This window comes from Paenibacillus tyrphae (assembly GCF_027925525.1).
GTDB lineage: Bacteria > Bacillota > Bacilli > Paenibacillales > NBRC-103111 > Paenibacillus_G > Paenibacillus_G tyrfis_B.
On record NZ_BSDJ01000041.1, the window covers coordinates 16339 to 28991 of the forward strand.

The following is a 12653-nucleotide window of genomic DNA, read 5'->3' on the forward strand; positions in this document are numbered from 1 at the left end:
CAATGGCAAAAAATGCGCTGTTGGAGATCAAACGTAGTTTGGAACCTCATGTCGGACAGAAGATTATGTTAAAAGCGAATGGTGGTCGCCGTAAGACAATCGAACGATCCGGTGTATTGGAGGAAACCTACCCTTCCGTTTTTATTGTCAAGCTGGATCAGGAACAGCATGCATTCAAGCGCGTTTCTTACAGCTACGCAGATATCCTGACAGAATCCGTCGAAGTTACTGTGCATGGCGATGACGGTGAAGTACGGATTACGATACATCAATAAGTACATAACGGTTGGCCGGTTCTTACGGTCAGCCGTTTTTTTAATGGACGCCCAGGATTCCCCCTTCTCCTTGGAAAAGACTGCGGACCGTATGATTCTGCTGCGTCAGGCGCATAATAGATTGTACGGATACCATCATAGTTATGAGGGGGGACGCGATATGGGACGCAGGAGTCGGGGCGTCATGTCGGAAACATTCAAATACGAGCTGGCTAAAGATTTGGGCTTCTATGAGACGGTTCAGCAGGAAGGATGGGGCGGCATTCGTACGAAGGATGCGGGAAACATGGTCAAGCGCGCGATCCAAATCGCCGAGCAGGCTTTGGCGAACCAGCAGTCGGCGGCTGCGCCGGTACGTCAACCGGTCAGCTTCCAGCCGGCGCCGGTTGTTTCTCAAGCCTATGCGCCTTACGGTCAACCTTACGCCGGACAACCGTCTTACACCGGGCTGCCGCCTGCTTATACGATTGTCCCAAATCCGGTTCAAACGGGCTACACTTCCTTTGCGCCGTAGGGTGGACGTTCATTTCCGGAGAATCCTTAAGCTAGAGCGCCCGTTATGGAGCTTTAGCTTTTTTTTGTAGCGTTTTTGGTATAGTATTAGGATGAACGGCATCATGCCTTCGATTAACGGGATGACAGACAGGTGCAAAGAAGGTGTCGACATGAAAGTGTTTGAGAAAGCGCCGGCAAAAATCAATTTGTCGCTGGATGTTTTACATAAGCGTGAAGACGGTTACCATGAGGTCGAAATGGTGATGACCATGGTCGATCTGGCAGACCGTATCGAGATGCAGGAGCTGCCCCGCGATACGATCATTATCTCCAGCCAAGCCGGGTATATCCCGCTCGACGAGAAGAACCTTGCCTTTCAGGCTGCCCGGCTCATTAAAGACCGGTACGACGTGAAGCAGGGCGTATATATTCATTTGGACAAAAAGATTCCCGTCGCCGCGGGCCTGGCCGGAGGAAGCAGCGATGCCGCAGCGACGCTGCGCGGCTTGAACCGGCTGTGGAGGCTCGGGATCGGAACGGACGAGCTGCAGAAGCTTGGAGCCGAGCTCGGCTCGGACGTGCCCTTTTGCGTGACGGGAGGGACGGCCATTGCGCGCGGTCGCGGAGAGAAGCTGGAGCCGATCGAATCGCCGCCTCAGTGTTGGGTCATTTTGGCCAAGCCTCCGATCAATGTGTCCACCTCGGAAATATACGGCAAGCTGAACGCTGCCGGAATCCGCAAGCATCCGTCGACGGAAGGCGTTCTTCGGGCGATTCGGGAGAAGCGGTTCGATCTGCTGTGCGGAGAGCTTGGCAACGTGCTGGAGGAAGTGACGTTGGATTTGTATCCCGAAGTGCGTCAGCTGAAGGAAGTTATGATCAAGTTAGGCGCCGAGGGCGTGCTGATGTCAGGCAGCGGTCCAACGGTGTTTGGCCTCGTGTCCAAGGAAACGAAAATTCCGCGCATTTACAACGGGCTGCGGGGATTTTGCAAGGATGTATTCGCTGTCCGGCTGCTTACGTAAAGAAGCCAAAGAATGTCACGTTTGTGTCATCATCTTTTGCATGGACAGCTTGAATAAATACGTATAAAAATGGTATATTCACAATATATTATTCGGATTTATAGCTATTTATCCGACGTGTAGGGGGAACGCTCATGAAAAAACTAAAAAGAAGCGCAAGATTGGTCGAGATGACCCAATACTTGCTGATCCGCCCCCATACGCTGATTCCTTTGACGACATTCGCAGACCGATACAATTCCGCCAAATCGTCCATCAGCGAAGATTTGGCCATCATTAAAGAAGTGTTTGAAGAGGAAGGCCTTGGGGAGCTTCTGACGCTCGCTGGAGCAGCCGGCGGCGTCAAGTTCATACCGAAAGTATCGAAATCGCATTCATTGCAATTCATCACACAGTTGTGCCGCCAGTTGGAGCAGCCCGAACGCATCCTGCCAGGCGGGTATTTGTACATGTCCGATATTATGGGGCAGCCGATGATTTTGAATGAAGTCGGCAAAATGTTCGCTTCCGCCTTTTCAGGGAACGATATCGATGTGGTCATGACGGTGGAAACGAAAGGCATCCCGCTGGCCTACGCCACGGCTACATATTTGAACCTGCCGGTCGTCATCGTGCGCCGCGACAATAAAGTGACGGAAGGTTCCGCCGTCAGCATCAACTACGTATCCGGCTCGAACAAACGCATCCAGACGATGTCTTTGTCCAGACGGGCGCTCAAGGAAGAAGCCAAGGTGCTGATCATCGACGATTTCATGCGGGTGGGCGGAACGATTCACGGCATGATGGACTTGCTGCAGGAATTTAAAGCCACGGTCAAAGGCGTCGGCGTATTCGTCGAGTCGGGCGAAGTTGAGGAGCATTTGGTCGAAGATTACGTCTCGCTTGCCAAGCTGTCCGCCGTCGATCCGAAGACACGGCAGATTACGGCCGAGCCGGGCAATTATTTTCATGAAGAGGTTTCTAATCTAATTGAGGAGTGACAAAAGCATATGACATTAGAACGTATCTCTACGGACCGGGCGCCTGCCGCTATCGGTCCTTATTCACAAGCAATCAAATTTGGCAATCTGTTATTTACCTCAGGTCAAATTCCGCTCAATCCCGAAGGCCAAATCGTCGAAGGCGGCATTGCCGAGCAGACGCACCAAGTTTTCCGCAATTTGAAAGCGGTATTGGAGGAAGCGGGGGCAACATTCGAGAGCGTGATCAAGGCTACGGTGTTCATCAAAGACATGAATCAGTTCGCCGAGGTCAATGAAATCTATGCAACCTACTTCGGAGACCACAAACCGGCGCGTTCAACTGTCGAAGTTGCACGACTGCCGAAGGACGTTTTTGTCGAAATCGAGCTTATTGCGGCGTTAAGTGTCGAATAATTTCAAATTTATAAAGTATTTATAAAATTGCTCAAAAACTTTAGAGATTTAGCAGGAATTTGCCCTAAAATGTGGAATTTATAGTTCATGTCTCCAAGATGGAAAAAGGTGGTGAATCAGAAGTGCAAATTACAGACGTCAGACTTCGCAGGGTGAACTCCGAGGGCAGAATGAAAGCCATTGCTTCCATTACCATCGATAACGAATTTGTAGTCCATGACATTCGTGTGATTGACGGTAACAACGGCATGTTCGTGGCCATGCCTAGCAAGCGGACCCCGGACGGAGAATTCAGAGATATCGCTCACCCGATTTCCTCTTCAACCCGCGAGAAAATTCAAGCGGCCGTGTTAGCGGAATATGAGCGTGCCGCAACGGAAGAGGAAGTCATCGAAGAAGGAGCTTAATACGATCTATGAAGAGGGCCGAAAGGCTCTCTTTTCTTTTATAGCGAGGCAGGATATATTGGGACTGGCGTTTCACGGACAGAAACCGTATCATAAAAAGAAAACAATACATTGGATCAAAGGGGATGGACGAAACTTGAACATCATGGGGATCGTACTGGCTGCAGGTCAGGGGAAACGAATGAAATCGAAATTATATAAAGTATTGCACAGGGTATGCGGTAAACCAATGGTCGATCATGTGGTCACCGCATTGGAAAATATACATGCTTCTCGCACAGTCGTCGTCGTCGGTCACGGAGCGGAAGCCGTTCAAGCGTATTTGGGCGACCGGGTCGAGTATGCGCTGCAGGAGCAGCAGCTTGGGACAGGCCACGCCGTGCTTCAGGCCAAAGATCTGTTGGCCGCGGAGGACGGCTTGACGATTGTCATCTACGGAGATACGCCGCTGATTTCGGACAGCACCCTTGAAGGAATGATCAAGCTGCACCGGGAGAAGGGCGCGGCGGCTACGCTGCTGACGGCGGTTGTGGACGATCCGACCGGCTACGGGCGGATCATTCGGGACGAGCGCGGGTACGTGACGCAGATCGTGGAGCAGAAGGACTGCAACGAGGCGCAGCGCTTGGTCAAGGAAACGAACGTCGGCACCTACTGCTTCGACAATCGGAAGCTGTTTGAAGCGCTGGCGCTTGTGAAAAACGACAATGCGCAGAACGAATACTACATTACGGACGTGATCGGCATTCTGGTCGGTCAGGGGCAGATTGTCGAAGGCTACGTGCTGGAAGACGAGGCAGAGTCGTTCGGCGTGAATGACCGTCTGCAATTGTCCGTAGCTGAGCAAACGATGCGCGAGCGGATTAACCGCCGTCATATGCTCGCCGGGGTGACGATGATCGATCCGGCAAGCGCCTATATTGAAGCGGACGTACAGATCGGAGCGGATACGATAGTGCTGCCGGGAACGGTGCTTCGGGGGAAAACGGTGATCGGCGAAGACTGTGTCATCGGACCGCAAGCGGATATAACGGATAGTACGATCGGCAGCGGCGTCACCGTCAAGCACTCCGTGCTGCAGGAAGCGGTCGTCGGCGACGGATCATCCGTAGGACCATATGCTTATTTGCGGCCGGGAGCGGACCTTGGCCAGAACGTGAAAATCGGCGATTTCGTCGAAATCAAAAATGCCAAGCTTGCGGACGACGTGAAGGTGTCGCATTTAAGCTATGTCGGCGATGCGGTCATCGGCCGGAACGTCAACTTCGGCTGCGGAGCGATTACCGTCAACTATGACGGCTTCAACAAGCAGCTGACCGAAGTGGAGGAAGATGCGTTTATCGGCAGCAACGTCAACCTCATCGCTCCGGTTAAAATCGGCAAAGGAGCTTATGTCGTGGCCGGTTCTACCATTACGCACGAAGTAGGGGACGGCGACGTGGCGATTGCCCGGGAGCGTCAGGTGAACAAGCACGGTTACGCCGACAAGCTTCGCACCAAATTTGCGGCGAAGAAGGCGAAGAAGTAAGGTTTAACGGGGCAATCCGTAGCAAATCCTATACAGCGATGTTTCGAACCTCCTTCAATTGGGTAAAGTAGTAAGAAGCTAGGGCTTCACCCAAATTGAAGGAGGTTTTCTTATGGCTACATCGCTTAAAGCGGAAGCTCGGACAGGCCGGACGAAAAGCGACCGCAACCGGCTGCGGGCCGAGGGAAAAGTCCCCGGTGTCGTCTATGGAAAAAAAGTGACGCAGACGCCGATCGCCATCGACCAGAAGGAGCTGCTTGCGCTGCTGAAGACGAATCCGCATGCGGTTATCGACTTGGACGTTCCGCAATTTGGCAAGCAGCCGGTCATGATCAACGAAGTGCAGCGGGATGCGCTGAGCCGCCAGCTGCTGCATGTCGATTTTCATCAGATCAATATGGACGAGCCGGTTCAGACGACGGTTCGGCTGGAATATATCGGAGACCCGGAAGGGGTTAAGGTCGGGGGGATTCTGCAGATCCAGCACCACGAAATCGAGATCCGCTGTCTGCCGCAGCAGATCCCGGCCTCCGTCGAAGTCGATGTCAGCGGGCTCGAAATCGGACAAAGCATGCTCGTATCCGAGCTCAAGCTACCCGAGGGCGTCGAGGTGAAGACGGACGTGCACGACGTGCTCGCCACGATCCTGACGCCGCAGAAAGAAGCCGAGCCGGAAGCGGAAGCCCCGGCCGCCCAAGAGGGGAATGCCGCCGAGACCGCGGAGAAGGCTGAAGCATAAATTAGAGAGAGTGTGTCGGCTTGGATCGACGCGCTTTTTCTTTATGTCCGCGGACGCTGTACCTGCCGCTTATCGCGAAATTGGCGCGGGACGTTTTTTTCGGTTATGATAAGTTTAGGGTATCGTTTCACCCCATGGAGTTGAAAGGGGCAGGTCAGGTTGAAATGGTTTGTGGGTCTCGGCAATCCGGGACGGCAGTACGAAGCGACGCGGCATAATATCGGTTTTATGGCGCTGGACCGTTTTGCCGATAAGCACGGCATCAAAATCACACAAAGCAAATGCAAGGGACTGCTGGGAGAAGGCCATGTCGCGGGACAGAAGGTGTATCTGCTGAAGCCGCAGACGTACATGAACTTATCGGGGGAGTCGATGCGCGCCTTCATGGATTTTTACAAAGCGGCCATCGAGGATCTTATCGTCGTGTACGACGATCTGGATACGCCCTACGGGCAAATCCGGCTGCGCTATCAAGGAAGCGCAGGCGGACATAACGGGATCAAGTCGGCCATCGCTCACTTGGGCACGCAGTCGTTTCAGCGCATTCGAATGGGCATTTCGCGGCCCGCGCCCGGCAGAGACATCGCCGATTACGTGCTGAGTCCGTTCAGCAAAGAAGAGTTTCAACAGATGCCCGAGCTGCTCGACAAGACGGTCGAGGCCATGGAGCATATCTTGGAGCATCCGTTCGAGAAGACGATGGCCAAATTCAACGGCTGAGCCGTATTATCCATTTCGTCAAGAAAAGCGTTAGCCTAGAGGCTAATCTCCTCCCATCCCGGCCATAATAAGTAAAAACGGCGCTTGGCAAGGCAAGCGGAGGAGGAAGTCCAATGGCCCTGAAATATGTTTGTCGTCATTGTCAGACCGTAATCGGAGAAATCCGGCAGGGGGAAGTGAGCGAGTTTCAACTCGGTTTCCATTTCTTGACCCCCGAGGAGCGGAGAGATATAATATCGTATAACCCGAATGGGGATGTCACCGTCAAGGTGGTTTGCGATTACTGCAAGGAAGCGCTGGATGCCAATCCGGAGCTCTCGCTCCTCGCGAATCCTCTGCAATAGGGGTTGTTCGCATTTCGGCTATCCGGCTTTTTGGTTGAGGATCGGCCTAAAGTCCGGTGAATAAGAGGCCGCTGCGCGGGCGGATCGTCTTTCCGAGTCGCTGCTTCATAAGCGATGACGCCCGCACTGCTGCTTATTCACGGGACTTTTAGGCTTTTTTAGTGTTACGCGGTTGAGAGGGGTGTCCTGTTTTGCAGGCTTTAATTCAGGCGTTCTCCGCGGACAACGATTTTCAAAGCGTCGTGTCCGGCCTACGTTCGGGGATGAGAGAACAGTTAATAGCCGGGTTGACCGGTTCTTCGCGGCAGGTGATGCTGGCTTCGCTTTACGAGGAGCTGCAGCAGCCTCTATTTGTCGTGACCCACAATATGTTTTCTGCGCAAAAGATGTTCGAAGATTTGGCGGAACTGCTGCCGGAAGGCCAGGTGCTGCTGTTTCCGGCCCAGGAGCTTCTGGCGGCCGAAGCGGCGATCGCAAGCCCGGAAATGCTGGCGCAGCGGATCGACGCGCTGTCCAAGCTGGCGGATAACTTTCGCGGGATCGTCATCGTGCCGTATGCCGGGATGCGGCGGCTGCTGCCGGACCAGACGTCGATTGCGGAAGCCCGGCTTCGCGTCGCCGTCGGCGATACGATCGAACTGGAGTCGTTTATCGGCCGCATGGTCGAACTCGGCTATGAACGGGTAGAGCGTGTTGAGAACAAAGGGGAGCTGAGCGTTCGCGGGGGCATTATCGATTTTTATCCGCTCACTTCGCCGAACCCGTACCGGATTGAGCTGTTCGATATTGAGGTGGACTCGATCCGGACGTTCGACCCGGCCGATCAGCGATCGATCCAGAAATGCTCCGAGCTTGTCATTACGGCCTGTCGTGAAATCGTAGTCGACCGTAAACGGTTACAACTGGCGGCACAGCATGCGTATGAACTGCTCCAGGAACAGATCGGCAAAATGTCTGACCGCGGGGCGAAGGACCGGCTGCTCGAAGGCATCGGCCACGAGATTGAGCTGCTTCGCGAGGGGCAACATTTTCAAGGGATGTTCAAATACGTCTCCTTGTTGTTCCCGCAGCGCCAGACGCTGCTAGATTACTTGCCCAAGGATTCCATTCTTATCGTGGACGAACCGGCCCGGCTGCTGGAGACGGCCAAGCAGCTGGAGAAGGACGAGGCCGAATGGATGACCATGTCGCTTCAGGACGGCAAATGCCTGCCGCAGCTCGTGCTGTCGAAGCCGTACGAGACGCTGCTGCACCGCAGACCGTATCCGACCTTGTACATGTCGTTGTTCCTGCGTCAGGTGCCGCAGACGTCGCCGCAGAACATCGTCAACTTCATGTGCCGCCTGATGCAAAATTTCCACGGTCAGATGAACCTGTTGAAGAGCGAAATGGAGCGCTGGAAAAAGTCCGGCGCGAAGGTGATGATGGTCGCGAGCGGCGCGGAGCGGGTCGACCGCATCAAGCGCGTGCTGGCCGACTACCACATCGAAGAGCCGCAAATCGTAGACGGCAGTCTGCAGACCGGTTTCGAGCTGCCGGGCATTCATCTGGTCGTCATCACCGAAGGCGAGATGTTCACGCAGAAGCAGCGCAAAGCGCGCAAGGTGGACAAAAAGATCGAAAACGCCGAGCGGATTAAAAATTATCAAGAGCTCAAAATCGGCGATTACGTCGTCCACGTCAACCACGGGATCGGTAAATTTGTCGGCATCGGCACGCTTGAGGTCGGCGGCATTCATAAAGATTATCTACACATCCTGTACGCCGGCGGCGACAAGCTGTCGGTGCCGATCGACCAGATCGATCATGTGCAGAAATACGTCGGCTCGGAGGAAGGTAAGGAACCGAAGGTCTATAAGCTCGGAGGCACCGACTGGAACCGGGTGAAAAGCAAGGCCCGCGCGTCCGTCCAGGATATTGCCGACGATCTGATCAAGCTGTATGCGGAGCGTCAAGCGACGCTGGGCTATGCCTTCAATCAAGATTCGAACTACCAGCAGGAATTCGAGGGTATGTTCCCGTACGAGGAAACGTCGGATCAACTGCGGGCCATTGAAGAAATCAAGAAAGACATGGAGAAGCCGAGACCGATGGACCGCTTGCTGTGCGGCGACGTCGGTTACGGGAAAACCGAGGTGGCGATCCGCGCGGCGTTCAAGGCGGCGATTGACGGCAAGCAGGTAGCGGTGCTCGTGCCGACGACCATCTTGGCGCAGCAGCATTACGAGACGTTCCGGGAGCGGTTCTCGGGCTATCCGTTCAACATCCAAGTGCTCAGCCGGTTCCGCTCCAAGAAGGAGCAGACCGAAACGATGAAAGGCATTAAGAACGGCACCGTGGACGTGGTGATCGGGACGCACCGGCTGCTGTCGAAGGATGTGCAGTTCAAGGATCTGGGGCTGCTGATCGTCGACGAAGAGCAGCGCTTCGGCGTATCGCACAAGGAAAAGCTGAAGCGGCTGAAGACGAACGTAGACGTGCTGACGCTGACCGCGACGCCGATTCCGCGTACCCTGCATATGTCCATGCTCGGCGTGCGGGACTTGTCGGTCATCGAGACGCCGCCGGAAAACCGTTTTCCGGTGCAGACGTATGTCGTCGAATACAGCGCCTCGCTGGTTAGGGAAGCGATCGAACGGGAACTGGCGCGTGAAGGCCAGGTCTATTACCTGTTTAACCGCGTGCAGGGAATTACCCAGATGGCCGATCAAATCTCGATGCTCGTGCCTGATGCCCGAGTGACGGTCGCGCACGGCCAAATGTCCGAGCAGGAGCTGGAGAAGACCATTCTCGACTTCCTCGACGGCGAATACGACGTGCTGGTCAGCACCAGCATCATCGAGACCGGGGTCGATATCCCGAACGTCAATACGCTTATCGTCCATGACGCCGACAAGATGGGCTTGTCCCAGCTGTATCAGCTTCGCGGCCGGGTCGGTCGATCCAACCGAATTGCTTACGCCTACTTTACGTACCAGCGCGACAAAGTGCTGACGGAGGTGGCGGAGAAGCGGCTGCAGGCGATAAAAGAGTTTACAGAACTTGGATCCGGGTTTAAAATTGCGATGAGAGACTTGTCCATCCGCGGTGCGGGCAATTTGCTCGGCGCGGAGCAGCACGGATTTATCGCGTCGGTAGGTTTCGATCTGTATTCGCAAATGCTGGCCGAGGAAATTCAGAAGCGCAAGAAGGAATTGGGCGGCGAAGCCGTGCAGGAGACGAAAGTATGGTCGACGCAGCTCGATATCCAGCTGGACGCTTACATCCCCGGCGACTACATCTACGACAGCGTGCAAAAAATCGAGATTTACAAAAAAGTCGCGGCCATTCAAACCTTGGATGAAGCGATGGAGCTTGAGGACGAATTGGTCGACCGTTTCGGCGATCTGCCGGAGGCGGTGCAAAATCTGTTGACCGCCGCACGGCTGAAGGTGTATGGTGCCTTGTATGGTATCGAGATCATCTCGCAGAAGGGGCTCGATTACGAGCTGAAAATTCACCCCGATCAGAACGGCAATCTGGACGGACAGAAGCTGTTCCAGCTGTCGGGCGAATTCGAGAATCGGATCAAGCTGATCAGCGGACCGCAAATCCACATCGAACTCAAGGGAAAAGGGTTGAAGCCAGAAGAAACCATCGCTTTGCTGGAAAGGTTTCTGGTACAATACAAGCGTGTGTTGAAATCGAAGGGAGAGCTGCAAAATGTGGCAAAATAAACGGAAACCGTTGCGGAAAGGGCTTATGGCTCTTTGTGCGCTCGTATTGGTCGCGGGTGTCGCTGCAGGTTGCGGCAAGAAGAAGGACGAAGCGGCTACGGCTGCTGCCGATAAAGGCAAACCGAGCGAGGTGCTTGTGACGTACAAGGACGGACAAGTCACGCGCGGCGAATTCGATACCTTTTTGAACGTGAACGCGTTCTTTTATAAGCAATATGCGCAATTCAAGGACGACCCTGCCTTTCAACAAGATATGATGAAGCAGCTCGTCACCTTTAAAATTTTGTCCTCCCGTGCGGACGACAAAGCGAAGGCGGAAGCCGATAAGCAGTTTACTGCTCAATTTGAGCAAATCAAGGGCTTCCTGGGCGCTCAGGAAGGCGGCATGGAGAAACAGCTCAAGGATGCGAAGCTGGAGCAGAAAGACGTGGAGGAGTTCGTGAAGCGCAGCATCACGGCGATTGTCTCCGAGGAAAGCAAAGTGTCCGACCAAGAGATTCAAACGGCTTATAATACCAAATTAGAGCAGGACAAAACCGCCTATGTGACGGCAACGGTCAGACATATTCTGGTCGGGATCAACGATCCTGCGACAGGCAAGGAAACTCGCTCCAAGGAAGATGCGCTTAAGCGTGCGAAGGAAGCTCAGGACAAGCTGAACAAGGGCGGCGACTTTGACGCGCTGGCGAAAGAATATTCGGACGATCCCGGCTCGAAAGAGAATGGCGGCAAGTACGAAAACGCGGACATCTCCCAGTGGGTGCCTGAGTTTAAGAAAGCGGCGGCGGAGCTACCGATCGGGAAGATCAGCGATCCGGTGGAAACGTCGTTCGGCTACCATGTCATGAAAGTGGAATCCCGCAAAACGAAAACGCTCGATGAAGTCAAGCCGGAGCTGCGCTCCGCGGCGGCTGAGACGAAGGTGTACGATTTTGTGGAGAAAGAACTGCCAGGTCTGATTCAGACGAACAACCTGCCGAAGCCGGAGGAGAAAAAGCCGGCGGAAGCACCGAAAACCGACGCACCGAAAACGGACGCTCCAAAAACGGATGCGCCGAAGACGGAAGGCGGCAAGTAACAATTACCAGGGTACCCCATGGGGTGCCCTGTTTTGTTTTCATTTTTTTGGACATAATGTAAACAGCGACGGCTTAAGCGTTCGACCAAACGCCTGCAACTGTGCCGGAGCGGGACATGCATAGGCCGCCGGGAGTTGAAGAATACTAGGGTCAGTCGAATTCCCTCCATTTTGCATACAGGATCATATCCAGTCTGTATCCCATTCTTCTTGGAAAGCGAGGCATCTAGAAACATGAAAGCAACTGGAATCGTTCGTCGTATCGACGATCTTGGCAGGGTCGTAATCCCGAAGGAGATACGCCGCACCCTGCGTATTCGGGAAGGGGATCCGCTTGAAATTTTTGTGGACCGGGACGGGGAAGTTATTTTAAAGAAATATTCTCCGATCGGCGAGCTTGGCGATTTTGCCAAGGAATATGCCGAATCGCTCTATGAGAGCACGAACCATATCACGATGATATCCGACCGCGATACGATCATTGCCGTGGCCGGCGGCTCGAAAAAAGATTTTTTGGAAAAGCAGATCGGTTCGCTGGTTGAACAAAGCATGGAAAACCGCAAAGCGACGCTGGAAACCGGTGGAGGCTCTTATGAAATTTGTAAGGACGTTACGGAGACGTACAGCTCGTATGTAATTGCACCGATCGTGGCGGGGGGCGATCCGATCGGTTCGGTGATTTTACTGAACAAGGACGAGAACGTGAAGATGGGTCAAATGGAATTGAAGATGGCGGAAACGGCCGCCGGCTTTCTGGCAAAGCAGATGGAGCAATAGCTCCGCCGATGGACAGCGATGCGCAGCTTCCTGATAGGAATCCCTTGGAGGGAATCGGGAAGCTTTTTGCGTTTTTGGAAAAGGATTGCGAATTGCGGTATAATGGGGCTGCAAAATCTGTCCGAATGGGTCTCTCGCCGGACGGATGAGGGACCGGTCGCGGGAACGAAGGG

At 54.0% G+C, this 12653-nt stretch carries 12 protein-coding genes and 1 pseudogene; all 13 read left to right on the forward strand.

The features are described 5' to 3' along the window. Positions 1-2 precede the first annotated feature (2 nt). Positions 3-275, forward strand: a complete 273-nt coding sequence (gene veg / locus QMG93_RS31385) for a biofilm formation stimulator Veg (protein WP_010501694.1) — start codon at positions 3-5, stop codon at positions 273-275. Positions 276-435: 160 nt separating this feature from the next. Beyond that, positions 436-609: pseudogene (locus QMG93_RS31390) on the forward strand (small, acid-soluble spore protein, alpha/beta type); the annotation flags it as partial. A gap of 331 nt (positions 610-940) precedes the next feature. Further along, positions 941-1795: a 4-(cytidine 5'-diphospho)-2-C-methyl-D-erythritol kinase gene (gene ispE, locus QMG93_RS31395; RefSeq protein ID WP_036690525.1), complete on the forward strand. Its 855-nt coding sequence runs from the start codon at positions 941-943 to the stop codon at positions 1793-1795. 134 nt (positions 1796-1929) lie between these two features. Next, a complete protein-coding gene (gene purR / locus QMG93_RS31400; protein ID WP_281943590.1) occupies positions 1930-2775 on the forward strand; it encodes a pur operon repressor in 846 nt (281 codons plus the stop codon). Positions 2776-2784: 9 nt separating this feature from the next. Beyond that, positions 2785-3171, forward strand: a complete 387-nt coding sequence (locus tag QMG93_RS31405) for a RidA family protein (RefSeq protein WP_216798250.1) — start codon at positions 2785-2787, stop codon at positions 3169-3171. A gap of 122 nt (positions 3172-3293) precedes the next feature. Beyond that, positions 3294-3578, forward strand: coding sequence for a septation regulator SpoVG (gene spoVG, locus QMG93_RS31410; RefSeq protein ID WP_010501706.1), 285 nt, complete (start codon positions 3294-3296; stop codon positions 3576-3578). A 145-nt stretch (positions 3579-3723) separates the two neighbouring features. Further along, the gene (gene glmU, locus QMG93_RS31415) at positions 3724-5106 is read left to right on the forward strand and encodes a bifunctional UDP-N-acetylglucosamine diphosphorylase/glucosamine-1-phosphate N-acetyltransferase GlmU (RefSeq protein ID WP_413789364.1); all 1383 of its coding nucleotides are present in this window, start codon (positions 3724-3726) and stop codon (positions 5104-5106) included. A gap of 112 nt (positions 5107-5218) precedes the next feature. Continuing rightward, on the forward strand, positions 5219-5845 hold the full coding sequence (locus tag QMG93_RS31420; RefSeq protein ID WP_281943596.1) for a 50S ribosomal protein L25: 627 nt from the start codon (positions 5219-5221) through the stop codon (positions 5843-5845). A 159-nt stretch (positions 5846-6004) separates the two neighbouring features. After that, on the forward strand, positions 6005-6565 hold the full coding sequence (pth, locus tag QMG93_RS31425) for an aminoacyl-tRNA hydrolase (protein ID WP_281943598.1): 561 nt from the start codon (positions 6005-6007) through the stop codon (positions 6563-6565). Positions 6566-6678: 113 nt separating this feature from the next. After that, complete coding sequence (locus QMG93_RS31430; protein ID WP_010501715.1) at positions 6679-6909, forward strand: anti-sigma-F factor Fin family protein; 231 nt, start codon at positions 6679-6681, stop codon at positions 6907-6909. A gap of 191 nt (positions 6910-7100) precedes the next feature. Beyond that, a complete protein-coding gene (gene mfd, locus QMG93_RS31435; protein ID WP_281943600.1) occupies positions 7101-10625 on the forward strand; it encodes a transcription-repair coupling factor in 3525 nt (1174 codons plus the stop codon). Next, positions 10612-11703: a peptidylprolyl isomerase gene (locus tag QMG93_RS31440; protein WP_281943602.1), complete on the forward strand. Its 1092-nt coding sequence runs from the start codon at positions 10612-10614 to the stop codon at positions 11701-11703. Before mfd ends, QMG93_RS31440 begins: the two co-directional genes overlap by 14 nt. A 234-nt stretch (positions 11704-11937) precedes the next feature. Beyond that, positions 11938-12480 carry a stage V sporulation protein T gene (gene spoVT / locus QMG93_RS31445; RefSeq protein ID WP_036690452.1) on the forward strand — a complete coding sequence of 181 codons (543 nt, stop codon included), beginning with the start codon at positions 11938-11940 and terminating at the stop codon, positions 12478-12480. Positions 12481-12653 lie beyond the last annotated feature (173 nt).